This window comes from Enterobacter sp. T1-1 (assembly GCF_000710795.1).
In the GTDB taxonomy this organism is placed as follows: Bacteria; Pseudomonadota; Gammaproteobacteria; order Enterobacterales; family Enterobacteriaceae; genus Enterobacter; species Enterobacter cloacae.
Map to the genome: position 1 here is coordinate 107,452 of NZ_JALW01000003.1, position 24,429 is coordinate 131,880.

Genomic DNA, 24,429 nt, shown 5'->3' on the forward strand with positions numbered 1-24,429 from the left:
ATAAATGCCCGTTTTCGGGCATTTTGCGTTTACAGAGAAATTATAATGGCTACGCGTAAAGGTATTATTCTTGCTGGTGGATCCGGCACTCGTCTCTACCCAGTGACCATGGCGGTGAGTAAACAACTGCTGCCCATTTATGATAAACCGATGATCTACTACCCACTGTCTACGCTAATGCTGGCAGGGATTAAAGACATTCTGATAATCAGTACACCTCAGGATACCCCGCGCTTTGAACAGCTTCTGGGCGACGGCAGTCAGTGGGGGTTAAACCTTCAGTATAAAGTACAGCCAAGCCCTGATGGACTGGCACAGGCTTTTATCATTGGCGAAGAGTTCATTGGTGACGACAACTGTGCCCTAGTGCTGGGCGATAATATTTTCTACGGTCATGACCTGCCTAAACAGCTGGAAGCCGCAGTGAGAAAAGGCGACGGTGCAACGGTATTCGCCTATCACGTCAACGATCCGGAACGTTATGGCGTGGTGGAGTTCGATAAAAATGGTACGGCCATCAGTCTGGAAGAGAAGCCGCTGGAACCTAAAAGCAACTATGCTGTAACGGGTCTTTATTTCTACGACAATGATGTAGTGGAAATGGCGAAGAACCTTAAGCCTTCAGCGCGCGGTGAGTTGGAAATTACCGATATTAACCGTATCTACCTTGAGCAGGGCCGTCTGTCTGTAGCGATGATGGGACGAGGCTATGCCTGGCTGGATACCGGTACGCATCAGAGCCTGATTGAAGCGAGCAACTTTATTGCGACCATCGAAGAACGTCAGGGGCTTAAAGTCTCCTGTCCGGAAGAGATTGCTTTTCGTAAGGGATTTATTGATGCAGAGCAGGTAAAGATACTGGCTGAACCACTCAAAAAAAATGCCTATGGCCAGTATTTGCTCAAAATGATTAAAGGTTATTAATCTATGAATGTTGTAAAGACAGATATTCGAGATGTGATGATTTTTGAGCCGAAGGTTTTTGGTGATGAACGAGGTTTTTTCTTTGAAAGTTTTAATAAGAAAACCTTTGAAGAGTTAACAGGACGTGAAATAGAATTTGTGCAAGATAACCATTCTAAATCCTGTAAAAACGTACTACGTGGTCTTCATTACCAACAAGCACCTTATGCACAAGGAAAATTAGTTCGCTGCATAGCTGGTGAAGTTTTTGACGTAGCTGTGGATATACGTAGAGAATCGGAAACATTTGGTAAATGGGTTGGGGTATATCTTTCTGCTGAGAATAAACGGCAGTTATGGATACCTGAAGGTTTTGCTCATGGTTTTGTTGTTCTTAGTGAAGTTGCTGAGTTTCAATATAAAACAACAAATTATTACAACCCCAGTAGTGAACGATGTATTGCATGGAATGACCCTGTGCTAAATGTACATTGGCCGATTTCTGAGAATGAAGTCATTCTCTCTGAGAAAGATAAATTAGCTCCAGATTTTATAGAACATATTAAGGATGAACAATGATTCCATTTAATAAACCATACTTACAAGGGAAAGAACTCTTTTATATATCCCAGGCGGTAAGTTTAGGAAAAATATCTGGTGACGGTTTTTTTACAAAAAAATGTCACGAATACTTTGAAAATAAATATGCTTTTAAAAAAGTATTATTAACAACATCTTGTACCGATGCTCTTGAAATGGCCGCGATATTACTTGATATTAAGCCAGAAGATGAGGTCATTGCACCGGCTTATACATTTGTATCTACAGTAAACGCTTTTGCACTGCGAGGAGCAAAATTAGTTTTCGCGGATAGCTATGCAGATAATCCAAATGTTGACCCAAGCTCAATCCGAGCTAGTATAACTGATAAAACGAAAGCTATTATTGTTGTTCATTACGCTGGTGTAGCGTGTGATATGGATGAAATTATGTCCATTTCTAAGGAATATAATATTCCTGTCATTGAAGATGCTGCGCAAGCTATTGATTCCTTCCATAACGATAGACCTCTGGGAAGCATTGGTACATTCGGTACTTTTTCATTCCATGAAACAAAAAACATTATCTCGGGTGAAGGTGGAATGCTTGTCATCAATGATGAAAGCTATTTTCAGCGAGCAGAAATTATAAGAGAAAAAGGGACCAACAGGTCTTCATTCTTCAGAGGAGAGGTAAATAAGTATGGATGGGTTGATATCGGATCATCCTTCCTTCCATCCGATATTATTGCAGCATATCTTTTTGCGCAATTAGAAAATTTAGAGCTCATTCAGAAACAGCGAAAAGTATTGTGGGAGAGATATCGTGCTAATTTGAGTGAATTAGAGACTAAAGGATTTATTAAGCTACCTGTAATTCCTGAGTTTGCTACTAATAATGCCCATATGTTTTATGTAATATGTGCTGATATAGAAAAAAGAACAGCGTTAATTAACCATCTTAAAGGATTCGAAATTCATTCCGTTTTCCATTATTTGTCACTTAATAAAAGTGATTATTATTTGTCAATCGGTGATGAAGTTGAGTTGGCAAATAGTGACCATTTTAGTGATTGCTTGTTAAGACTTCCGATGTTCTATGAATTAACAATAGAGCAGATAGATTATATTTGTGAAAAAATAAAAAATTTCTATAACTAATCTTTTGATCACGTAGTGTAATGTTAGGGTTATAGGGTTATCATCAAATAACCTTCTTCTTAATAACAAGAAATTTATATAATGATTAAAGAAGTCAAGTTATTAACATATATATATGGCGTAAGAATATATACAGCTGTCGTTGCGATCTTGCTGATTCCTTTGTTAATAAAGAGGATTGGTGTAGAAGCATATGGATTACTTGGCTTCTTTACAGTATTACAGGCATGTTTAAGTATTTTGGATGCAGGAGTAGGTGGGGTATTAACAAGGGAAGCCATTATATCGAAGCAAAATATTAAGCGGTTTGAAAAATTCAATATATTATATCGAAAAATAATTTTAATATTTATTGGCATAGCAATATCGCTCATTCTGTTGGGAGGGTTATTTAGCTATAAATTTAGTACATTATGGCTAAAAACAAATATCAAAGATTCCACATTAATTATATGCACAACACTGATGTTTTGCATTTTTGCATTAAGATATTTGCAGGGGCCATTCAGAAGTTTATTACTTTCTAATGAATCCCAGATTACAATTACGACTATTAATTTAATAAACACAACGCTATCGCAACCTTTTACACTTGTATTATTATATGTTTTCAAAGGCGATGTTATCTTTTATTTTATAATGCAGCTTTTGAGTGCAGCGTTAACTTGTGGATTGATGATTCTTTTTAGTGAACGCGTGAGAAAAAACATATTAAAGACCATCGATAAACAACAAGTTACTGATGATGATACTAGTGAGATATCCATTTCAAAATTCTTTTCTTTTGCATTGCAGCTGTCAATGCTTACGATTCTATGGGTAGTGGTAAACCAATCGGATAAGTTAACGCTGACGCGTTTTCTGCCTTTATCCGAATATGCAATGTATAGTATCGCTATTTCTATAATGGGGATTCTGGCAATTATTAGCGATCCTTTAAATCAGTATCTACAGCCAAGACTGACCAAATATTTCCATGAAAAAAATACGCTACAATATTCAAGATTATATTTTCATGCATTTAAATTTATAATTACTATTACTATACCCTTAAGCATCTTTTTGTTTTTCTTTTCTGAGAAGATACTTTTTATATGGAGTAACAACACACATCTCGCTACTGAAGTATCTAAATATTTACCATGGCTGTTTTTGGGAGGGGTGTTTTCAATTTATTCAAATCTAATATTCTTGCTTCTCTATAGCCAGGGACAGTTAAAAAAACATACTGTCGTGTATGTGATTTTTAGCACGATAATAATTCCGTCAAACATTTTTATCGCTAAGAACTTTCATGGTGATGGAACTTCTGTTTTTTATGCGGTGAATGCTATCCTCTTATTTATTTTGTGGGGAGGATATAACCTTACTGAAACATTCAAACATGGACTAGGAATAATAATCTTTTATATTATACCCTTGGTCATTATAGAACTCATTTATTATTATTACATATCTAAATTCGAAGCGTTTAGTGGAAGCCGGTTATTATCTTTTGCATATTTATCTTTGTTAGGGTTTGGAAGCGTTCTAATTTCTATGTGCTATATTTTTGGAATGCATAAAATATTACCTTCTTTTGATTTTAAAATGAGCAAAAAATGAAAGTGTTTATATGTGCGCCTTCTTTTGATGAGAATAGTGGTGGTTCCGTAGTTCTTCATCGTTTATGTCATATTATTAATGAATTTAGCGAACATAACGCTTTTCTTGTAAAGTTAAAACCAACATATTCAGGAAAAATAACGATTAAAAAAATACTTCAGCAATTAAAATGGGAAGTTCGCTCGAAGTCTTGTTTTAAAACGCATGCTGAATGGAATACTCCGCTATGGAATTCGAAAAGAATTCCTGAAGATGGGATAGTCATATATCCGGAAATAGTTAATGGCAATCCTCTTGGGGCCAAACATGTCGTAAGATGGTTACTGCATCAGCCTGGTTTTCATACATCCATCATCAATTATGAAGCTGGCGAAATGTATTATAAATTTAACTCAGCTATTAAAGATTTTCAGAGAGACGGGTCGTTTACATCTCAGAATGAATTGAAAGTTATTTATTACCCAATTGATATATATAATGAAAGTAATGATGTAAAAGATATAGACTGCTGTTTCATGGTTAGAAAAGGAACTTATAAAGAAAAAATACATCCCGCTAATGCAGTACAAATTGACGGTTTAAGTCATAAAGAAGTAGCCGCTATTTTCAAGCGCTCTAAAAAATTCATTTGTTATGATGATTACACCGCCTATTCAATTTTTGCTGTGTTATGTGGTTGCCCGTCATATGTTGTACCAGCTCAAGGGCAGTCGATAGAAGATTGGTATCCAAATTTATCGGACAGATATGGTATTTCTTTTGGTTTCTCAATAGAGCAAGAAGAGTGGGCACAAAGCACAAGAGAAAATGTTTATAATCACATTATTGCAGAACATCAACGATCAAACGAAACAGTACTTAAATGCTTATCTGAGATGTCTATATATTTCCATTTAAAGTGATGGAATATACTTATACATAAATATTTTCGCAAAGCGTAAATTCACCAAACTTTGCAGAATAATATTTCGCTTCTTATTATTTTAATGATCATTAAAGGTATGCATATGCGTGTATTTGATGTTTGTTTTACACTTTATGCTTCAAATACAACTTTTGATTTTATTACTCAATATCATCAAAAGGCTGGAAATAAAATTAAGTTTTTATGGTGTAAGGTTTTACTATCTTTACCTTTTAAAATTTTAAATAAATTCAAATTAATTTCTCTACGAGATAATTTTATCTATACTTTAAAAGGAGAGTCCAAAGATAAACTCTTCAAATTTTCAACTTTTTTTGTTGACGATTTTCTCAAATCTAAAGAAAATGAAACAACGATGAAATTGCTTTTATCAAATCAATCAGATTCTATTTTGATATCCGCTTCCCTGGATCCTGTAATTGATGCAATTTCTAAGAAATTAAGTGTTACCGGGTACTCTTCAAAATTACAATATAAAAATGGTTATTGCACTGGTAGATTAGAGATAGATCTCAAAGGGAATAAACATACTAAAATTATGCTAGAAAAACTAGAGTTGGTTGTTACTGACAATATGAGTGATATTAATCTAATAAAAAATAGTCAACAATCCTATATTGTTACTCGAAAAAATAATAATGAAAAGTGGCTGGTATTACTTTCACATAACAATGTGGATTTAGGAAGGATTAAATTTTTATGAACCTTTATATACCATTTTCCTATCTTCTCATTACCAGAATTAAAACGAAGCATGAAAGAATTAGTTGGTTTATCATTTATCCTCTTTTTCTTTTGCTCACAGTAATTATTTTAAAAGGAGAGGTGTTAAATTTCATAGCTAGTTTTATTATGATAATGTCCTTATATGAAATAGGATATATTGACAATGATTTTAGAACTGTAAAAAAAGAGAAAGATCCTACCCTTCGTGCCACAACACAACGCGCATGGATAGAAAAAAATATAATTTCTCTTGTGGTTTCTAGAATATTACTTTCTGTTGTATTGGGTTTTTTTCTATATTTTAAGACTGATTTTCCCCAGCAGATAACAATATTGCTTTTGATGGTTTTACTGTTGTGTGGTTTTTACTATCATAATACATTGCGTTCTCGATGGAATGTATTGACCTATTTTATTGTGGTTCTCTGCCGCTATATAATCCCAGTTATTGCATCTGTAAATAGTGTTTATTTTCCATATTTAGTTCCGTTTATCATTCTCTCGTTTCCTTTAGTCCGTACTATTGAGCATGCTTGTAAAGAAAAATATGGTTTTATCAAACTTAAGAAACTTGTAAAGAACCCAGATCTTTTTCGTGTAAAATGGTATATGTTAGTGACATTACTCATTTTTATAATAATGATAATGCACCGTGTTAACATTTTAATCGAATTATTTGTCCTAAGTATGTATTTTCTTTCGTACAGAATTGCAACACTGTATATTTCCAAAACAAAACAAGTTATGAGAAATAAACATCAATCTTATAATTGGGAAGACAATGAAAAGTAAGACAGCCGCGATAGTTATTCTATTTAACCCTACAAAAGAAAATACAGAGAAATTATTAATTGAGCTTAAGCAGCAATGTGACTTTGTCGTACTTGTTGATAATACACCTGAAAATATTCCCAGAACGTTAGGTCCGAATTTGAAGTTCGAAAATGTAATCTACGACGATCTAAAGATGAATATGGGGATAGCTTACGCTCAAAACCATGGCTTCCTCAAAGCTGTTAATCTAGGTTGCGATATCTTTTTCACTTTTGACCAAGATTCAACAATTGGGAAAAATTATATTTCTGAAATGTATAATGAATATATTAAATGTGCAAAAATAAATAAACAAGTAGCTGCATTAGGCCCTTTAATAATAAATGAGAGGAATAAATCTCAGTACGATCGTGAAATTAATATTGGTAAAGAGTTCGCTGAGGGTGTTTATTCTGTAGAAAGTATTATTTCCTCAGGCGCACTGATTCCCTTAAATGCTCTTACATATGTAGGGTTAAACAAATCGGAATGGTTTATCGATCTGGTAGATATCGAATGGTGTTATCGAGCCCGACATCTTGGTTGGGAAGTTCTTTCAACCAAAAATATTACGCTACAACATAATATTGGTATGCAGGATGTTAACATTTTAGGAGTACGCAGTTTCGCTAAATGTAGTCCTTTTAGATTATATTATGTTTATAGAAATTGGCTATTGGCAAATAGAGAAATTTCATTCCCTCTGAAATACAAGATCAAAAAATTATTTGTTATGCCATGCAAATTTATAATCTATGCATTAAGTGATAACGGTCTTGCACGAATCAAGTTTATGCTTCAGGGGATTCGTGACGGATTAAAAGGTGTGAGTGGTCCACATCGTTAAAATTCTTTTAACAAAGTAAAATTTTCTGAGGTTAAATTGGCTATCAAACATTTTAGAATATACATGCTTTTTCTTTGCATGGTGGCAATATCATTATTCTTTGGCTTACGGATGTTAGGGCAGGATAGCGATTTTATATCTTACGAAACTTTTTACGATAGTATTAATGATAACTTTGCTTTTTCAGATACAAGGTTTGAATTTGGCTTTGTATTGATAAGTTATTTTTTTAAACAGGTCCTCAATACTGACATTCATGTGCTACTGGTCTTCATAGCATTTATCTCATTAACGATTAAACAATACCTTTTTTCTAAATCTAATAATAGATTCCTCATTGCAATTATTTATTTGATGGGAATAGGGCTTCTGCATGAAATGACGCAGATTCGTGTAGCTATAGCTATAAGCTTTGTTCTCTTAAGTCTTTACTTTAAATCGAACGAACGAACTAAATTGTCATTTTTGTTTTTTATACTTTCAATATTGTTCCATTACTCCATGGCATTCTTTATTATGGGCCTGATAATACCCAACGCATGGTTGGCGAACAACAAACTAAAAATACCTGTAATTTTTCTTTATGCAGTGATAGCAGCAGTTATTTTGTATTACATACAGGATATTCTAATTTCTAATTTTAGCATGATAAGATTATATGCCAGTCGGGCTGATAACGAGAGTTTTAATTTTGCATCTATAAGATTTATGGGGCTGCTATTACCACTGATAATTGGTGTTTTTTCTTTTAACAATCTTTCAGTCTTTCAAAAAAGATGTTTTATAATTTCTATGGCGGCATATGCGATTTCAATACCTGCATCACTAATTCCTACGATTGCAAGCAGAATATTCGAGTTAGGATGGACTTGCTTTTATTTTTGGGTTCCAGGAGTTACCAATAAGTGGAATAAAACAATTGCATTGTTCTTTCTAATTTTTGTAAGTGTGTATTTTGCGGTTAGAAATATCTACCTTGAGCCAATTTTTGGCACGCAATAAGTTATTTGATATTTTGTGTTTCGCTTGTTATTGATATTTTTTTTGCAAAAAATAATAATTCGGGTGAAAAAAGTTTTGTATATGTTGAGAATTTGATTGAAATGAAGAGTGTTCATAATGATTAATAATGAGCGAAGGACGTTGTTGTATTTCGTGAACGTTGATTGGTTTTTTATTTCACATCGTTTGCCAATAGCGTTGAAAGCACTTCAGCAGGGTTTCCACGTTGTAATAGCATGTCGTTTTACTACTCACCGTGAGCAACTGGAGTCTATGGGATTCGAGACTTATGAAATCCCTTTCAGTCGAAGCGGTGTTGGGCTATTTTCAGAAATGAAAACTCTTCTCAATGTGCGGCAAGTAATTAGTTTGACACGTCCTGATATTATTCATTCAATTACTATTAAACCAGTTATATATTCAGGTTTAATGCGGAAGACGCTCTTTAGAAAGAGTGCAATGGTATCCGCAATATCTGGACTGGGATATGTTTTTACGTCCCCAACCTTGCGCGCAAGATTAATAAAGTTGACTGTTTCATTGCTTTATAAAATCTCGTTGAGCGGGAAAAGGAAAATTGTTATTTTCCAAAATAGTTCTGATGAAAGCATTCTTAGTAATATAGTTGGTTTGACTCGCGATGATAAAGTTTTGATTAAAGGTTCTGGTGCTGACCTGAACGTCTATAATTATAAGCCTGAAATGGAAGAGTGCTCGGTTAAGGTTTCAATGGCATGTCGCTTGTTAAAAGATAAAGGTGTTTATGAATATATCGAAGCTGCCAAGCTAGTTAAGGAAAAATACCCTGACGTTGATTTTTTACTTATTGGTACCCCTGATATCGAAAATCCAAATTCAGTCATGATTCATGAAATTGAAAAGTGGGCAAATGATGGAGTGGTAAAATATTTAGGCCACCGAACAGATATTGCTGAGATTTTTAGTCAATCTAATATTGTTTGCCTCCCTTCTTTTTATGGTGAAGGGGTTCCAAAGGTTCTTATTGAAGCGGCAGCATGTGGTAGAGCTATTGTCACTACAAATAACCCCGGTTGCAGAGATGCGATTATTCATGGCCAAACAGGTCTCTGTGTCCCTATAAAAAATTCACAGGCTCTGGCTGGCGCTATTATAAGTTTAATCGAGCAACCTGAACTGAGACGCAAAATGGGAATTGCTGCGAGAGATTTTGCTGAACAAGAATTCGATGTCAACTCGGTGGTTGATAAACACATGAGTATTTACAATCGACTTATTACGTAACATAACATCGATTTTTAATCCAAAAGTACTAAATTGTTTTTTTAAATTCCTTTATGGTCCTGGTTTCAATATTTTTGCAATGTACTAATTTCGCTAAAAAGTTTTTTAGCCACATTTTGCAATATCCCTCACTTATAGTAGGTAAAAGTTTTAAAAGCAATTTTAGCTACCTCCATGACCTTAACCTGAGTTAACATTATCAACATATTCAAGCCGCGCATAAGTCGCGGCGACCACACCTGACAGGAGTATGTAATGTCCAAGCAACAGATCGGCGTTGTCGGTATGGCAGTGATGGGGCGCAACCTGGCGCTCAACATCGAAAGCCGTGGTTATACCGTCTCCGTTTTCAACCGCTCCCGTGATAAGACCGAAGAAGTCATCGCTGAGAATCCGGGTAAGAAGCTGGTTCCTTTCTATACGGTTAAAGAGTTTGTTGAATCTCTGGAAACGCCTCGTCGTATCCTGTTAATGGTGAAAGCTGGCGCAGGTACCGATGCAGCCATCGATTCCCTGAAACCTTATCTGGATAAAGGCGACATCATCATTGATGGTGGTAACACCTTCTTCCAGGACACCATTCGTCGTAACCGTGAACTCTCTGCTGAAGGTTTCAACTTCATCGGTACCGGTGTTTCCGGTGGTGAAGAGGGCGCGCTGAAAGGCCCATCTATCATGCCTGGCGGCCAGAAAGAAGCGTACGAGCTTGTTGCGCCAATCCTGACCAAAATCGCTGCGGTTGCGGAAGATGGTGAGCCGTGTGTGACCTATATCGGTCCGGACGGTGCAGGCCACTATGTAAAGATGGTTCACAACGGCATCGAATACGGCGATATGCAACTGATTGCTGAAGCCTACTCTCTGCTGAAGGGGGGCCTGAACCTCTCCAACGAAGAACTCGCAGATACCTTCACCGAGTGGAACAAAGGCGAGCTGAACAGCTATCTGATCGACATCACCAAAGATATCTTCACGAAGAAAGATGAAGAGGGTAAATACCTGGTCGATGTGATTCTTGACGAAGCGGCGAACAAAGGTACCGGTAAATGGACCAGCCAGAGCTCTTTGGACCTGGGCGAACCGCTGTCTCTGATCACCGAATCCGTATTCGCTCGCTACATCTCTTCTCTGAAAGATCAGCGCGTGGCGGCTTCCAAAGTGCTGTCTGGTCCGCAGGCTAAACCAGCGGGTGACAAAGCGGAATTCGTTGAGAAGGTTCGTCGTGCTCTGTACCTGGGCAAAATCGTCTCTTACGCGCAAGGTTTCTCTCAACTGCGCGCGGCTTCTGACGAAAACAACTGGGATCTGAACTACGGTGAAATCGCGAAGATCTTCCGTGCAGGTTGCATTATCCGCGCCCAATTCCTGCAGAAAATCACCGATGCCTATGCTCAAAATGCAGGTATCGCGAACCTGCTTCTGGCACCTTACTTTAAGAAGATTGCTGACGAATACCAGCAGGCGCTGCGTGATGTGGTTGCATACGCTGTACAGAATGGTATTCCTGTGCCGACCTTCTCCGCTGCAGTGGCGTACTACGACAGCTATCGCGCTGCCGTACTGCCTGCCAACCTGATCCAGGCGCAGCGTGACTACTTCGGTGCGCACACTTATAAACGTACGGATAAAGAAGGTGTGTTTCACACCGAATGGCTGGATTAATCTGATTTAACTCAGCCTGATAACAAAGCCCGGTGATGCCCACCGGGCTTTTTTTATAACGGATAAGCCCATCTGGACTTGCTTTGTCCAGCGAGTGTCTTTCAACACCCTATAAACCACTGCGTTTTCTCATTTCTGCAGCCAGGCATTCGCCTTGACAGCCGCTCAACATAAGAGGTAAAAACCTCAACAGTTGTTTATTGCGGTGGTGTGCTTACGCCTCCTGAAACTTAAACTTGAAGAAGTTGAACGAATGAAAATAACTATCTCCGGAACAGGCTATGTAGGCCTATCAAACGGCATTCTGATCGCACAAAACCATGAAGTGGTGGCGTTGGATATCGTTAAGTCCAAAGTGGATATGCTTAATCAAAAGCAATCCCCGATTGTCGATAAAGAAATCCAGGAATACCTTGCCAATAAACCGCTGAATTTCCGTGCCACGACGGATAAAGAAGACGCCTATCGCGACGCAGATTTCGTCATCATCGCGACACCAACGGATTACGACCCTAAAACCAACTACTTCAACACCTCAACCGTAGAAGCGGTGATCAAAGATGTTATCGCAATCAACCCAAAAGCGGTGATGATCATCAAATCGACCATTCCGGTAGGCTTCACTAAATCGATTAAAGAAGAGTTGGGTATTGATAATGTCTTCTTCTCGCCAGAGTTCCTGCGCGAGGGCAGGGCGTTATACGATAACCTGCACCCATCCCGTATCGTGATCGGTGAGCGCTCTGAGCGTGCGGAGCGCTTCGCCGCACTGCTGCAGGAAGGCGCAATCAAGAAAGATATTCCGGTACTGTTCACTGACTCCACCGAAGCCGAGGCGATCAAGCTCTTCGCCAATACCTATCTGGCAATGCGCGTGGCCTACTTCAACGAGCTGGACAGCTACGCTGAGAGCCTGGGTTTGAACACCCGCCAGATCATCGAAGGTGTTTGTCTCGATCCGCGCATTGGTAACCACTATAACAATCCGTCATTTGGCTACGGTGGTTACTGCCTGCCAAAAGATACCAAGCAGTTGCTGGCCAACTATCAGGCTGTGCCAAACAACCTGATTTCAGCGATTGTGGATGCCAATCGCACGCGTAAGGATTTCATTTCTGATTCCATCCTCGCGCGTCAGCCGAAAGTGGTGGGCGTGTATCGTCTGATCATGAAGAGCGGTTCCGATAACTTCCGTGCCTCTTCCATTCAGGGGATCATGAAGCGTATTAAAGCGAAGGGTGTACAGGTCATTATTTATGAACCCGCAATGCAGGAAGATGAGTTCTTCCATTCACGTGTGATTCGCGATTTGAATGCATTCAAGCAGGAAGCGGACGTGATTATCTCTAACCGCATGGCGGAAGAGTTGGCGGATGTGGCGGATAAAGTCTATACCCGCGATCTGTTCGGTAGCGATTGATTATTTTAACGCGCGTAAAAAACCCGGCTATGTTGCCGGGTTTTTTTATTTTCAGACCTTGTAGAAAGCGCGATACCAGTCGACAAAGTTTTTCACCCCGTCTTTGACTGAAGTCTGCGGTTTAAAACCAATAACGTCATACAACGCTTTCGTGTCCGCGCTGGTTTCCAGCACGTCACCCGGTTGAATCGGCATCATGTTTTTCTCTGCTTCTTTGCCGAGAGCTTCTTCCAGCGCCGTAATGTAATCCATAAGCTCGACCGGAGAGCTGTTACCAATGTTGTAAACCCGATAAGGCGCGGAGCTGGTTGCCGGGGAACCGGTCTCGACGGTCCAGTCTGCATCGGCCTGAGGTATGACATCCTGCAAACGAATAATGGCTTCAGCGATGTCATCAATGTAAGTGAAGTCACGCTTCATCTTGCCGTAGTTGTAAACATCGATGCTTTTGCCTTCTATCATTGCCTTTGTAAACTTGAACAGCGCCATGTCCGGACGTCCCCACGGGCCATACACGGTAAAGAAACGCAGGCCGGTGGTCGGCATGTTATAGAGATGGGAATAAGTATGCGACATCAGCTCGTTGGCTTTTTTGGTCGCCGCGTACAGTGACACCGGGTGATCTACGGAGTCGTCAGTGGAGAACGGCATCTTGCGGTTCAGACCATAAACGGAGCTTGATGAGGCATACAGCAGGTGCTGTACCTTGTTATGACGACACCCTTCCAGCACGTTAAGGTGACCGACCAGGTTAGCATCCGCATACGCGTGCGGATTTTCCAGCGAGTAACGCACACCTGCTTGAGCGGCCAGATGTATCACGCGATCAAACTTTTCGGTGGCAAACAGCGCTGCCATAGTTTCACGATCGGCTAACTCCATCTTGTGGAAGGTGAAATTCCCGGATTTCAGTAAATCCAGACGTGCCAGCTTGAGATTGACGTCATAATAGTCATTAAGATTATCAATTCCGACGACCTGATGCCCGGCATCCAGCAAGCGTTGGCTGACATGCGATCCGATAAAACCTGCCGCGCCCGTGACCAAAAATTTCATATCTTTCCTCATTATATTTCTATCTTGTCGATGCCTGAGGCATCAGAATTGCTATATGATAACGCGTTGACTGCGAGTTACATAACCCATCTTTCCGATATAACTCATCGGATTCTGATAGAAAAATCGCTGGCAACAGATACACTATGTAAACATCACTGTTTTTGCCCTTTTTCATCTGTTAGGGATTGTATGACGCAGAACAACAATACTCCGGTTAATAGCAGTAATGGTCCGGAGCAAATTGATTTACTTGATTTAGTGCTACAGCTGTGGCGTGGAAAGTGGGTAATTGGCGCTTTTGTTGCTGTTTTTATCATCATTGCGGGTATTTACATCACCATTGCAAAAGAAAAATGGACCTCGTCCGCGATTATTGCCCAGCCGGATGCGGCGCAAATTGCCACTTACGCGAATGCACTGAATATCCTTTACGGTAGTGCGGCACCTTCAATGCTGGATATTCAAAACCGTGCCATTGGTCGTTTCAATTCGTCGTTTTCTGCTTTAGCTCAGGCGCTTGAAAACCAGGAAATGCCAGAAAAGCTGACCATCGATGCAACCGTTAAAGGGCAACCGCTGCCGTTAAGCGTCACTTATCAAGGTGAGTCAGCAGAAGCGGCACAAAAACAGCTTGCGCAGTACATCCAACAGGTGGATGAGCAAACGGCGAAGGAACTTGCTCTCGACCTCAAAGACAACATTAAGCAGCAGATCACCAGCCTCAATGACTCCCTTGAAAACCAGGAGAAAGTCGCTCAGGAGCAGAAAGATCTGCGTATTAAACAGATTTCTGAGGCGCTTAAGAATGCGGAAGCGGCGAAAATTACCACCCCGCAGATCCAGCAGACCCAGGACGTGACTCAGGAAACCATGTTCCTGCTGGGAAGCGAAGCGCTGAAATCGATGATTGATAACGAAGCGTCTCGTCCACTGGTCTTCTCTGGCGCTTACTACCAGACTAAGCAAAACTTACTGGATATCGAGAAGTTAAACGTGAACCCGGATACCATCCATGTTTATCGTTACGTTATGAAGCCGGATCTTCCCGTCTATCGTGACAGCCCGAAAAAGGCCATCACGTTAATTCTGGCGGTCTTGCTCGGTGGAATTATCGGTTCTGGTGTGGTTCTCGGCCGCAACGCGTTGCGTAACTACAAACCAAAAGCCTGACTTGCAGATAAAAAAAACCGGGGAAATTCCCCGGTTTTTTTATTTATGCCGCTTACGAAGATTCTCAATCACCGCCGTTAAATCCAGCTCCTGATCCTGCAGCAGCACCAGCAGGTGATACATCAAATCAGACGCTTCGTTGGTCAGCTCTTCGCGGTCATGCACCGTCGCGGCCAGCGCGGTCTCAACGCCTTCTTCACCCACTTTCTGCGCAATACGCTTGGTGCCGCTTGCATACAGCTTCGCCGTATACGAACTGGAAGGATCTGCCGTTTTACGCTCAGCCAGTAACTGCTCCAGTTGATACAGGAACAGCCACTGGTGGCTTGCCTCTCCGAAGCAACTGCTGGTGCCTTTATGGCAGGTGGGACCGATGGGGTTAGCCAGAACCAGCAGAGTATCGTTGTCGCAATCCGGCGTAATGCTAACCACATTCAGGAAGTGGCCAGAGGTTTCCCCTTTGGTCCACAGGCGCTGTTTCGTGCGCGAGAAAAAGGTCACTTTACCGCTGTCGACCGTTTTCGCCAGCGCCTCCTGGTTCATATATCCCAGCATCAGCACTTCACCGGAAACGGCATGCTGGACAACCACGGGCAGTAATCCGTCAGTTTTTTCCCAGTCCAGCTGCGCCTGTTGTTGCTCTGTTAACATACCCTGATCTCCACGCCCTGGTCGGCCAGGTACGTTTTTAACTCACCAATATTGATAATCTGTTTGTGGAACACGGAAGCCGCCAGCGCGCCGTCAACGTTCGCATCGCGGAAGGCTTCCAGGAAGTGTTCCATAGTGCCCGCGCCGCCGGAGGCGATCAGCGGTACGTGACAAACCGCACGCACTTTTTTCAGCTGTTCCAGATCGTAACCGTTACGCACGCCGTCCTGGTTCATCATGTTCAGCACCATTTCGCCCGCGCCACGTTTCTGCACTTCCTGAACCCAGTCCAGCGTCTCCCATTGGGTCACGCGGGTACGGCTTTCGTCGCCAGTATACTGGTTGACGTGATACTTGCCGGTGGCCGCGTCATACCAGGTGTCGATCCCGACAACAATACACTGCACGCCAAAGCGATCGGCCAGACGGGTAATCAGCTCCGGGTCGGCCAGCGCAGGGGAGTTGATTGAAATTTTGTCGGCACCAAAGGAGAGGATTTTCGCCGCATCTTCTGCAGACTTAATCCCGCCCGCCACGCAGAACGGAATATCAATCACCTCTGCGACGCGCGAGACCCAGCTTTTATCCACCACTCGGCCATCGCTGGAGGCGGTGATATCATAAAATACCAGCTCGTCTGCACCTTCATCGGCATAGCGTTTTGCCAGTGGGACGATGTCGCCGATGATCTCGTGGTTGCGGAACTGCACGCCTTTTACAACCTGGCCGTCACGTACGTCCAGGCAAGGGATTATCCGTTTTGCCAGCATTGAATCGCCTCCGTCACAGTAAATTTTCCTTCCAGCAGGGCCCGGCCCACAATCACACCCTTCACGCCGGTCCCGCGCAGTGCGGCGATGTCGTTAATATCGCCTATGCCGCCAGAGGACTGAAACGCCACCTGCGGATAGCGGGTGCAAACTTCTTGATATAAAGAAACGTTAGAGCCTGCCAGCGTGCCGTCGCGGGAGATATCGGTGCACAGCACGTGCTTCAGGCCAACGGGCAGATAAATATCCACCAGCTCCTCCAGGGTAACGCCAGAATTCTCCTGCCAGCCGCTGACCGCTACCTGCTTATTGCCCTGTTCATCGATACGGACATCCAGGGCCAGCACCAGCGCGTCGGCACCAAAGCGGCGGAACCAGCCTTTCACCGTGTCGGGATCTTTGACCGCCGTCGAGCCGACCACCACGCGCGCCACGCCGGCGTCCAGCAGTGCCGCAACGTCATCTTCCGTGCGCACACCGCCACCAACCTGTACGGGGACATCCACGCCCGCCACCAGTTTTTTTAACAGTGGGATCTGGCGTTTTGCCGGATCTTTCGCGCCCGTTAAATCCACCAGGTGCAACACCTGCGCACCCTGAGCGGCATAATCCTGCAGGCGGGGCAGCGGATCGTTACCGTAGTCGCGCTGCTGGCCGTAATCACCCTGATGAAGACGAACAACCGTGCCGTCAATTAAGTCTAAAGCGGGAATAATCATCACATCTCCAGGAAGTTTTTCAGCAGCTGAGCGCCTGCGGCACCCGAACGTTCCGGGTGAAACTGCACGCCGAAGAAGTTATCTTTCTGCACTGCCGCGGTAAACGCCTCGCCATAATTGCACTGGGCGATGGTGTAGGGATTCACAGGCATGGCGTAGCTGTGCACGAAGTAGAAGTAAGCGCCATCCTCAATGCCGCGAAACAGTCTGTCACCCGCTTTCGCATAAACGCGGTTCCAGCCCATATGTGGCAGTGGTAAACCGTGATCGGCCATTTTTGGCACGTCTTCTTCAATAATACCCAGCAGTTCGACGCCGTTGCTCTCTTCACTACGACGGCCGAGCAGTTGCATACCCAGGCAAATCCCGAGCACTGGCTGGGTACAGGCTTTGATGAGATCGACCAGTTCACGCTCGTGGATCTGATCCATCGCCGCCTGCGCGGTGCCTACACCAGGCAGGAAGAGTTTGTCTGCGCGCAGCACGACGTCCGGGTCACGGCTCACCACTGGCTCGTAGCCGTGGCGAGCAATGGCCGATTTCACGGAGTTCAGGTTGGCGCATCCGGTATCCAGAATCACCACATTCATTACAGCACTCCTTTTGATGAGGGCAGGGCGTCACCTTCCACACGAATTGCCTGGCGCAGGGTACGGCCAAAGGCCTTGAACAGGCTCTCCACTCGGTGGTGGTCGTTCTTGCCTTTGGTCTTAAGGTGCAGCGTCAGGCCCATGGTGTAGGACAATGAACGGAAGAAGTGCTCCACCATTTCGGTGCTGAGATCGCCCACGCGCTGGTAGGTGAAATCGGCTTTATATTCCAGGTGCGGACGACCGGAGATATCCATCGCACAGCGCGCCAGGCACTCATCCATTGGCAGAACAAACCCAAAACGGTTGATGCCACGTTTGTCGCCCAGGGCCAGCTTCAGCGCTTCGCCCAGCGCCAGACCGGTGTCTTCAACGGTGTGGTGATCGTCAATGTAGAGATCGCCTTTAACCGTAATCTCCATGCGGAAGCCGCCGTGGGTGGCAATCTGATCCAGCATGTGGTCGAAGAAACCCACCCCGGTGTGGATCTTGCTGCCGCCTTCGCGATCCAGCCACACCTTGACGTCAATCTGTGTCTCTTTGGTGTTGCGTTCTACGTGCGAGTAGCGGTCACGTTTGGTGAGCTGCTCGCCAATCTTCGCCCAGTTGAGATCGTCGCGGTTGTAGCGCAGCCCGGTGATGCCCATATTTTCGGCAAGCGTAATGTCGGTGGCGCGATCGCCAATAACGTAGCTGTTAGCTTTATCCAGGACATCTTCCAGCAGATAGCGCTCTACCAGTTTCACCTTCGGCTTGCGGCAGTCGCACGCATCGGCAGGCAGATGTGGGCAAATCAGCACCTCATCAAATACCACCCCCTGAGAGGTGAGTACCTGCATCATCAGGTTATGCGGGCCGTCAAAGTCGGCCTGCGGGAAGCTGTCGGTACCCAGACCGTCCTGGTTGGTGATCATCACCAGCTTATATCCGGCTTTCTGCAGTTTCAGCAGCACCGGGATCACGTCTGGTTCAAAAGCCAGTTTGTCGAAACGATCGACCTGAAAATCGGTTGGTGGCTCCGAAATCAGGGTGCCGTCTCGGTCGATAAAGAGGATCTTCTGGCTCATACTTTCTCCGCTTTCAGTGCGTCAATCACGCGCTGGCTCTCTGCACGGGTACCTACGGTAATACGCAGGCAGCCGCTCAGAGAAGGTTGTTTATTTTGATCACGTAAGATAATGCCCTGATCCCATAAAGATTTAAATACGGCACTGGAGGCGGTAAAGCAAACCAGGAGGTAGTTGGTTTCAGAGTCGAACACCTGCTCTACGCAAGGGATCGCTTTCAGGGCGGTCACCAGGTACTGTCGTTCTTCCAGGATTTGTGCCACACGCTCACGCATCGCATTGATCCCTTGCGGGGTCAGGGCCTGAGCGGCAATGTCAGCCACGGGAGTAGAAAGCGGATAGGGGGCGATCACTTTCAGCAGCAGGTCGATCACCGCTTTATTGGCCAGCGTAAACCCGCAGCGCAGACCTGCAAGCGCAAAGGCTTTCGACAGCGTACGCAGCACCACCAGGTGTGGGTACTCTTCCAGCCAGCCGGCCAGCGTCGCCTGAGGGCAGAACTCAATATAGGCTTCGTCGGCGACCACCAGTGCTTTGCCGCGGGTCATCTCCAGCAGGGTACGGATATCCTGAGGGTTGATAATTTGCCCGGTTGGGTTGTTGGGGCTACAGACAAAGACCACCTTCACGCCGTCCAGATTGTCGGCAATTCCCTGCAGGTCCAGCTGCCAGTTCTCCAGGGAGAGCACGTTACGGCACGCCACGCCAAAGGTTTCCGCGCTGACGCTGTACATGCCGTAGGTTGGCTGGCAATACATCACCGCATCTTTACCTGGCTCGCAGAACGCGCGGATCAACAGCTCAATGCCTTCATCCGCACCGCGGCTGACCAGCACCTGCTCCGGCTTCACGCCCGCATATTGCGCATAGTTTTCAATCACTGCTTTTGGCTGGCACTCCGGATAACGGTTCAGCGTCTGCTGCGACAGCTCAAACTGTACCGCTGTAGGGAATTCGTTGGCGTTCAGCCAGACATCACCGTTGCCGCCCAGGCGACGAGCAGATTGATAAGGCGTCAGTCGACGGACATTTTCCCGCGCTAATTCTTCAATGTTCATGCTTGCTCCTTCAGGGCTGCAACGCGCAGCGTAACGGCGTTTTTGTGGGCGGTAAGGCGCTCGGCGGCGGCCAGCGTCTGAATGGTGGACGCCAGCGAGGCAAACCCTTCACGGGAGAGTTCCTGCACGGTCATGCGTTTCTGGAAATCGGCCAGGCCCAGGCTGGAACAGGTCGAGGTGTAACCATACGTCGGCAGAACGTGGTTGGTGCCGGAGGCGTAATCGCCCGCGGACTCCGGGGACCAGTCGCCGAGGAAAACCGAACCTGCGCTGGTGATGCTGTCGACCAGGTCGCGCGCGTTGCGGGTCTGAATAATCAGATGCTCCGGGCCGTACTGGTTGGAGATAGCGATGCACTGGCCAAGATCGCGCGCCACAATCAGGCGGCTGGCGGATAACGCCTGGCGTGCCGTGTCGGCGCGGGGTAAATCGGCAAGCTGACGCTCTACGGCTTCACCCACGCGTTTGGCCATATCGGCATCTGGCGTCAGTAAAATCACCTGAGAATCCGGGCCGTGTTCCGCCTGGGATAACAGGTCAGACGCCACAAAATCCGGCGTGGCGCCGCTGTCGGCAATCACCAGCACTTCCGACGGACCCGCGGGCATATCAATGGCCGCGCCATCAAGACGCTGGCTGACCTGGCGCTTGGCTTCGGTGACAAAGGCGTTGCCCGGGCCGAAAATTTTGTCGACCTTCGGGATAGATTCTGTGCCAAACGCGAGGGCAGAAATCGCCTGCGCGCCGCCGACTTTAAACACTTCCTGCACGCCACAGAGTTTTGCAGCATAGAGAATTTCATCGGCAATCGGTGGTGGGGAGCAGAGCACCACTTTCTGGCAACCGGCAATACGCGCCGGAGTGGCCAACATTAATACGGTTGAGAACAGCGGGGCGGAGCCGCCAGGGATGTAGAGACCCACCGAGGCGACGGGACGGGTCACCTGCTGGCAACGCACACCCGGCAGCGTTTCCACATCAACGGTCTGCAGTTTCTGCGCGACGTGGAAGGTCTCGATGTTTTTCACTGCGACGGCCATCGCCTGTTTGATGTCATCACCCAGACGATTACTGGCATCAATGATTTCCTGTTCGGTAACCTTTAATGCATCAACTTCCGTTTTATCAAACTTTGCACTGTATTCCCGCAGCGCTTTATCGCCACGGGTTTTGACGTTATTCAGGATCTCCGTCACGGTACGGGTGATGCTTTCGGAGGCGCTGATGGCCGGGCGCATTAACAGCTCGCGCTGCTGTTCGTCAGTACACTCATTCCAGGTGATGATCGTGTTAAAGCTCATGGCAATTACTCCATCATCTTCTCAATTGGCAGCACCAGAATGGAGCTTGCGCCCAGTGCCTTCAGTTTTTCCATGGTTTCCCAGAACAGCGTTTCGCTACTGACCATGTGCATCGCCACACGCTGCTGATCGCCCGCCAGTGGCAGAATGGTAGGGCGCTCAGCACCTGGCAGCAGGGCGATCACTTCGTCCAGACGTTCGGTTGGTGCATGCATCATGATGTACTTGGATTCACGCGCCTGAATCACACCCTGAATACGGGTCAGCAGTTTATCGATCAGCTGCTGCTTGGCGTCAGCCATTTCGCCGTCACGCTGGATCAGGCACGCTTTGGAGCGGTAGATCACTTCCACTTCGCGCAGGCCGTTCGCTTCCAGGGTGGCACCGGTGGAGACGAGGTCGCAAATGGCATCCGCCAGGCCCGCACGCGGCGCGACTTCAACAGAGCCGTTAAGCAGACAGGATTTAAACTGCACACCTTTCTGATCCAGATAGCGTTTTAACAGGTGAGGGTAGGAGGTAGCGATGCGTTTGCCGTTCAGCGCGGCCGGGCCATCCCAGGCTTCATCAACCGGTGTTGCCAGCGACAGGCGGCAGCCGCCGAAGTCCAGGCGACGCAGGGTGAAGTAACGCGGATCTTCACCCTGAGCGCGACGGGTCAGAAGCTCTTCTTCCAGTACGTTTTCACCGATGATGCCAAGGTCAACGACACCGTCCATCACCAGGCCTGGGATATCGTCATCACGCACGCGCAGAATGTCGATGGGCATGTTTTCAGCCAGGGCAATCAGGCGCTGGGTGTGCAGGTTGATTTTAATCCCGCAGCGGGCCAGCAGTTCGCGTGAATCATCACTCAAACGGCCTGATTTTTGAATAGCTATGCGTAAACGTGAGTTATCTAACATTCTGTGTTCCTCGTTAACCTGTTTTAATCTGTCTGAATTTGGTCCAAAAAAAAGCCCCCGGAAGAAGATCTTCCGGGGGCTTTTTCATGCGTTCATGCACCACTGGAAGATCCAAACGTCTTCCAGCACACATCGCCTGAAAGACTAGTCAGGATGATGGTGATGATGGCGGTGTTTAAATTGAACGCGTGTCATATAAATTCTCGATGAATGCTTATTCATTTGATGTCTTTTAACCTAAACCAGTTGTATGACACATTGCAAGGGCTTTTTTTGATCATTAATTCATTTCATATTGATGCTATGAATTGTGTGTTCTGCTGCGCTGGCGTAGCCTTATGAGAGACGAGTGAGAGTCAGGAGAATTCACATGAAAAAGGTCGCGATTGTCGGTTTAGGATGGCTGGGAATGCCGCTGGCGATGTCATTAGCCGCGAAAGGCTGGCATGTGACCGGGAGCAAAACCACGGCAGATGGCGTGGAGGCGGCGCGCATGTGCGGTATTGATGGCGTCGAGCTGCGTCTTGAACCAGAGCTGGTATGTGATACTGACGATCTGGACACGCTGATGAATGTGGATGCGCTGGTCATTACGCTTCCCGCGCGTCGCAGCGGTCCGGGCGAATCATTCTATCTGCAGGCGATGCAGGAGATTGTCGACAGCGCACTGGCACACGATGTGCCGCGTATTATTTTTACCAGCTCAACCTCGGTCTACGGTGATGTTGAAGGTGTGGTGAAGGAGACTACCGAGCGCCGCCCTGTTACCGCGAGCGGAAAAGTGTTGAAAGAGCTGGAAGACTGGCTGCACAACCTGCCGGGAACGCAGGTTGATATCCTGCGTCTGGCGGGGCTGGTTGGCCCTGGGCGACACCCGGGACGCTTTTTTGCCGGCAAGTCTGCCCCCGATGGGCAACATGTGGTGAATCTGGTGCATCTAGACGATGTTGTCGGGGCAATTGAGCTCCTCTTGCAGGCTCCAAAGGGCGGGCACATCTATAATATATGTGCACCCTCTCATCCTGCGCGAAGCACATTTTACCCGCTGATGGCGCGTCAGTTGGGTCTGGCGCCACCCGTTTTTGGTGAGACAAAGGACGAAAGCAAAGGCAAAATTGTTGATGGCAACCGCATTTGTCATGAACTGGGTTTTGAGTATCAGTATCCCGATCCGCTGGTGATGCCCATGGCATAAGTCCTCCGGCGGAATCCCTCGCACACCGGAAGGGGGCGAACATGAAACCGCTGCTGGATGTTCTCATTATTCTGGATGCACTGGAAAAAGAAGGCAGCTTTGCGGCTGCCTCAGCGAAGCTCTACAAAACCCCTTCAGCGCTGAGCTACACGGTTCATAAACTGGAAAGCGATCTGAATATCCAGATCCTCGATCGCTCTGGCCACCGGGCCCGCTTTACCCGCACCGGACAAATGCTGCTGGAAAAAGGGCGTGAAGTGCTGCACACCGTCCGCGAACTGGAAAAACAGGCCATCAAACTTCATCAGGGCTGGGAAAATGAACTGGTGATTGGCGTTGACGATACTTTTCCGTTTTCCCTTCTGACGCCGCTGATTGAAGCGTTTTATCAGCGCCACAGCGTGACCCGGCTGATTTTCATTAATGGTGTGCTGGGCGGCTCCTGGGAGGCCTTGGTTCAGGGGAGGGCGGATATCATCGTCGGCGCATTACATGAACCTCCTCAACTGAGCGATTTTGGGTTTGCCCGCCTCGGGATACTTGAGCAAGTTTTTGCGGTTGCTCCGCATCATCCGCTGGCCCGGGAGCCCGAGCCCATTAACCGGCGCGTTATTAAAGGTTACCGTGCTATTGTGGTGGGCGACAGCTCACGGCCGGAATGTGCCGTATCGTCGCAGCTGCTTGATGAGCAGGAGGCCATTACTGTTTTTGATTTTAAAACCAAGCTGGAATTGCAAATCAGTGGGCTGGGTTGCGGCTATTTACCTCGCTATCTGGCGCAGCGATTTCTTGATAGCGGCGCGCTGATTGAAAAACAGGTGCTGGCTCAAAGCAGTAATGAATCGGTCTGGGTTGGCTGGAATGAACAAACGGCGGGGTTAGCCAGCGCCTGGTGGCGGGACGAAATTTTAGCAAATAGTGCTATCGCCGCTGTCTATACACAGAGCAGCGTCCACAAATCAGCCAGTTAGCGCAGGAATATTTACAATGCCTTTGTAAAGTATTGCGTTTTGTATCTGATGTGGGGCAAAATGCGCCGCAGCAACCAAAGGAATAATCGACGATATAAAAGGCGTCG

At 45.6% G+C, this 24,429-nt stretch carries 25 protein-coding genes and 1 other annotated feature; of the genes, 15 read left to right on the forward strand and 10 right to left on the reverse strand.

Annotated features, from left to right (window positions below; genetic code table 11):
• Positions 1–45: 45 nt before the first annotated feature.
• The 12 genes from rfbA (at position 46) to ugd (ending at position 12,866) form a co-directional block, all read left to right on the forward strand.
• Positions 46–924: a glucose-1-phosphate thymidylyltransferase RfbA gene (gene rfbA, locus AK59_RS0101150; protein WP_029881812.1), complete on the forward strand. Its 879-nt coding sequence runs from the start codon at positions 46–48 to the stop codon at positions 922–924.
• A gap of 3 nt (positions 925–927) precedes the next feature.
• On the forward strand, positions 928–1,482 hold the full coding sequence (gene rfbC, locus AK59_RS0101155; RefSeq protein WP_029881813.1) for a dTDP-4-dehydrorhamnose 3,5-epimerase: 555 nt from the start codon (positions 928–930) through the stop codon (positions 1,480–1,482).
• Positions 1,479–2,603, forward strand: a complete 1,125-nt coding sequence (rffA, locus tag AK59_RS0101160; protein ID WP_029881814.1) for a dTDP-4-amino-4,6-dideoxygalactose transaminase — start codon at positions 1,479–1,481, stop codon at positions 2,601–2,603. The genes rfbC and rffA overlap by 4 nt, the downstream gene beginning before the upstream one ends.
• A gap of 81 nt (positions 2,604–2,684) precedes the next feature.
• Positions 2,685–4,208, forward strand: coding sequence for a lipopolysaccharide biosynthesis protein (locus AK59_RS0101165; protein ID WP_050491961.1), 1,524 nt, complete (start codon positions 2,685–2,687; stop codon positions 4,206–4,208).
• Entirely contained in the window at positions 4,205–5,110 is a 906-nt protein-coding gene (locus AK59_RS0101170) for a hypothetical protein (RefSeq protein WP_029881816.1), read from the forward strand. The genes AK59_RS0101165 and AK59_RS0101170 overlap by 4 nt, the downstream gene beginning before the upstream one ends.
• Before the next feature lie 105 nt (positions 5,111–5,215).
• Complete coding sequence (locus AK59_RS0101175; protein WP_029881817.1) at positions 5,216–5,836, forward strand: haloacid dehalogenase-like hydrolase; 621 nt, start codon at positions 5,216–5,218, stop codon at positions 5,834–5,836.
• Positions 5,833–6,651, forward strand: a complete 819-nt coding sequence (locus AK59_RS0101180; RefSeq protein WP_029881818.1) for a hypothetical protein — start codon at positions 5,833–5,835, stop codon at positions 6,649–6,651. Before AK59_RS0101175 ends, AK59_RS0101180 begins: the two co-directional genes overlap by 4 nt.
• On the forward strand, positions 6,641–7,519 hold the full coding sequence (locus tag AK59_RS0101185) for a glycosyltransferase family 2 protein (protein ID WP_029881819.1): 879 nt from the start codon (positions 6,641–6,643) through the stop codon (positions 7,517–7,519). Before AK59_RS0101180 ends, AK59_RS0101185 begins: the two co-directional genes overlap by 11 nt.
• Before the next feature lie 36 nt (positions 7,520–7,555).
• On the forward strand, positions 7,556–8,521 hold the full coding sequence (locus AK59_RS0101190) for an EpsG family protein (RefSeq protein WP_149896229.1): 966 nt from the start codon (positions 7,556–7,558) through the stop codon (positions 8,519–8,521).
• A gap of 117 nt (positions 8,522–8,638) precedes the next feature.
• Positions 8,639–9,784, forward strand: coding sequence for a glycosyltransferase family 4 protein (locus tag AK59_RS0101195; RefSeq protein WP_029881821.1), 1,146 nt, complete (start codon positions 8,639–8,641; stop codon positions 9,782–9,784).
• 255 nt (positions 9,785–10,039) lie between these two features.
• Positions 10,040–11,446, forward strand: coding sequence for an NADP-dependent phosphogluconate dehydrogenase (gene gndA, locus AK59_RS0101200; protein ID WP_029881822.1), 1,407 nt, complete (start codon positions 10,040–10,042; stop codon positions 11,444–11,446).
• 253 nt (positions 11,447–11,699) lie between these two features.
• Entirely contained in the window at positions 11,700–12,866 is a 1,167-nt protein-coding gene (gene ugd, locus AK59_RS0101205) for a UDP-glucose 6-dehydrogenase (protein WP_029881823.1), read from the forward strand.
• A 51-nt stretch (positions 12,867–12,917) separates the two neighbouring features.
• Here ugd and AK59_RS0101210 read toward each other — a convergent pair whose 3' ends face one another.
• Complete coding sequence (locus tag AK59_RS0101210) at positions 12,918–13,922, reverse strand: NAD-dependent epimerase (RefSeq protein ID WP_029881824.1); 1,005 nt, start codon at positions 13,920–13,922, stop codon at positions 12,918–12,920.
• 192 nt (positions 13,923–14,114) lie between these two features.
• Between AK59_RS0101210 and wzzB the strand changes: the two genes are divergently transcribed.
• Complete coding sequence (wzzB, locus tag AK59_RS0101215; protein ID WP_029881825.1) at positions 14,115–15,095, forward strand: LPS O-antigen chain length determinant protein WzzB; 981 nt, start codon at positions 14,115–14,117, stop codon at positions 15,093–15,095.
• A 39-nt stretch (positions 15,096–15,134) separates the two neighbouring features.
• Here wzzB and hisIE read toward each other — a convergent pair whose 3' ends face one another.
• The 9 genes from hisIE to hisL form a co-directional block, all read right to left on the reverse strand.
• Positions 15,135–15,746, reverse strand: coding sequence for a bifunctional phosphoribosyl-AMP cyclohydrolase/phosphoribosyl-ATP diphosphatase HisIE (gene hisIE, locus AK59_RS0101220; RefSeq protein ID WP_000954830.1), 612 nt, complete (start codon positions 15,744–15,746; stop codon positions 15,135–15,137).
• Positions 15,740–16,516 (reverse strand): imidazole glycerol phosphate synthase subunit HisF, encoded by a 777-nt coding sequence (gene hisF, locus AK59_RS0101225; RefSeq protein WP_029881826.1) that lies wholly within the window; start codon positions 16,514–16,516, stop codon positions 15,740–15,742. The genes hisIE and hisF overlap by 7 nt, the downstream gene beginning before the upstream one ends.
• Positions 16,498–17,235: a 1-(5-phosphoribosyl)-5-[(5-phosphoribosylamino)methylideneamino]imidazole-4-carboxamide isomerase gene (hisA, locus tag AK59_RS0101230; RefSeq protein ID WP_029881827.1), complete on the reverse strand. Its 738-nt coding sequence runs from the start codon at positions 17,233–17,235 to the stop codon at positions 16,498–16,500. Before hisA ends, hisF begins: the two co-directional genes overlap by 19 nt.
• Positions 17,235–17,825 (reverse strand): imidazole glycerol phosphate synthase subunit HisH, encoded by a 591-nt coding sequence (gene hisH / locus AK59_RS0101235; protein WP_001103580.1) that lies wholly within the window; start codon positions 17,823–17,825, stop codon positions 17,235–17,237. The genes hisA and hisH overlap by 1 nt, the downstream gene beginning before the upstream one ends.
• The gene (hisB, locus tag AK59_RS0101240) at positions 17,825–18,892 is read right to left on the reverse strand and encodes a bifunctional histidinol-phosphatase/imidazoleglycerol-phosphate dehydratase HisB (protein ID WP_020686233.1); all 1,068 of its coding nucleotides are present in this window, start codon (positions 18,890–18,892) and stop codon (positions 17,825–17,827) included. The genes hisH and hisB overlap by 1 nt, the downstream gene beginning before the upstream one ends.
• Positions 18,889–19,950: a histidinol-phosphate transaminase gene (hisC, locus tag AK59_RS0101245; protein WP_029881828.1), complete on the reverse strand. Its 1,062-nt coding sequence runs from the start codon at positions 19,948–19,950 to the stop codon at positions 18,889–18,891. Before hisC ends, hisB begins: the two co-directional genes overlap by 4 nt.
• Positions 19,947–21,251, reverse strand: coding sequence for a histidinol dehydrogenase (hisD, locus tag AK59_RS0101250; RefSeq protein WP_029881829.1), 1,305 nt, complete (start codon positions 21,249–21,251; stop codon positions 19,947–19,949). Before hisD ends, hisC begins: the two co-directional genes overlap by 4 nt.
• 5 nt (positions 21,252–21,256) lie before the next feature.
• A complete protein-coding gene (gene hisG / locus AK59_RS0101255; protein WP_000886595.1) occupies positions 21,257–22,156 on the reverse strand; it encodes an ATP phosphoribosyltransferase in 900 nt (299 codons plus the stop codon).
• Between the two features lie 45 nt (positions 22,157–22,201).
• Positions 22,202–22,325: a sequence feature (His leader region), on the reverse strand.
• Positions 22,301–22,351: a his operon leader peptide gene (gene hisL, locus AK59_RS1000000124870; protein WP_013009236.1), complete on the reverse strand. Its 51-nt coding sequence runs from the start codon at positions 22,349–22,351 to the stop codon at positions 22,301–22,303. It overlaps the preceding feature by 25 nt.
• A 175-nt stretch (positions 22,352–22,526) precedes the next feature.
• On the opposite strand from hisL, the gene AK59_RS0101260 reads away from it, so the two are divergent.
• Both AK59_RS0101260 and AK59_RS0101265 read left to right on the forward strand, forming a co-directional pair.
• Positions 22,527–23,351, forward strand: coding sequence for an SDR family oxidoreductase (locus AK59_RS0101260; protein ID WP_013097842.1), 825 nt, complete (start codon positions 22,527–22,529; stop codon positions 23,349–23,351).
• Between the two features lie 41 nt (positions 23,352–23,392).
• Entirely contained in the window at positions 23,393–24,322 is a 930-nt protein-coding gene (locus AK59_RS0101265) for a LysR substrate-binding domain-containing protein (RefSeq protein ID WP_013097841.1), read from the forward strand.
• Positions 24,323–24,429 lie beyond the last annotated feature (107 nt).